We start from the raw sequence: 1,234 nt of genomic DNA on the forward strand, positions 1-1,234 counted from the left end.
GCTCGCCCCGAAGAAGCCGAGGGGCCCGGGCGCACGGCCCCGCACCCAGGCGGCGGCGTCCACCAGACGGCCGGCGAGGGCCGAGATGTCGAAGACGTGGCCGCCCTCCGCTTCCTCGTCCGCGGTGAGCAGGTCGAACAGCAGCGTGCCGAGGCCGGCCCGGTTCAGCGCCGCCGCGACCGACCGGTTGCGCGGGCTGTGCCGGCTGCTCCCGGAGCCGTGGGCGAAGAGCACGAGCGCCCCGGAGCCGCCGGCCGGGGTCAGGGTGCCGGGCAGGTCGACCCCGCCGGCCTCCACCAGTACATCGCTGGTCAGCCGGGGCCCTGCCCGCCGCGCTGCCCGGGCCAGGAGCGCGACGACCTCCTCGTCCGGCGTCTGACCGAAGTCCCGGTACCACTCGCCGACCGCCGAGAACCCGGCCGGCGACGACAGGCAGACCAGCTCGTCCGCCTCCTCCCGCAGCCGGGCCGCGGCGGACGGCGGCGCGACCGGCACCGCCAGCACGACATGTGCGGCGCCCTGCGCCCGGGCCACCGCGCAGGCGGCGAGCGCGGTCGAGCCGGTGGCGATCCCGTCGTCCACCAGGACCACGGTGCGCCCGGCGAACGGGACGCGTGGCCGGTCACCACGGAACTCCCGGGCCCGGCGCCGCAGTTCGGTCTCCTCCGCCTCCTGGACGGCCGCGATGTCGGAGTCCGGCACACCGGCCCGGCGCACGATGTCCTCGTTGATGATCCGGACGCCGCCTTCTCCGATGGCCCCGAAGCCCAGCTCCGGGTGGCGCGGGACGCCCAGTTTGCGGACCACGATGACGTCCAGCGGGGCGCCGAGTTCCTGTGCGACGCGGAAGGCCACCGGCACGCCGCCGCGGGGGAGGCCCAGCACGACGGGATCGCTCTGCGCGAGGGGGCGGAGGGCTTCGGCGAGCCGCCGGCCCGCGTCGGGACGGTCGGCGAACAGCACGGGACTCACCCCACATCGAGGACCACGCACGGCGCCCACCCGCCTGTCGCCGGGTGACGCACGTACCTCATTCCAATCAACCGCGCTCTCCGGGCCCACGCAAATCGGCGAAAACGCACGGGATCCCGACACCTGGATGGCAATCAAAACGATTGTCGTTGACGCGTGCGGGGCCGGGCGTTCAGCCTGCCGGCCGCTGGCCGGCGCATGCCCGGAATCCCGCAATCGGCCGCACGCTCGCCGCGGGCACCGGCGTACGCCCCGCCGGCCG

1 protein-coding gene is annotated in these 1,234 nt (G+C 75.7%); it reads right to left on the reverse strand.

Annotation, left to right across the window (positions count from 1 at the left end; translation table 11 throughout):
• A partial coding sequence (locus tag G3I41_RS13440) for a phosphoribosyltransferase (RefSeq protein WP_164400445.1) occupies positions 1-963 on the reverse strand: 963 nt, incomplete at its 3' end.
• Positions 964-1,234 lie beyond the last annotated feature (271 nt).

Origin of the sequence: Streptomyces sp. SID9727, assembly GCF_010550605.1 — a bacterium.
Lineage (GTDB): Bacteria > Actinomycetota > Actinomycetes > Streptomycetales > Streptomycetaceae > Streptomyces.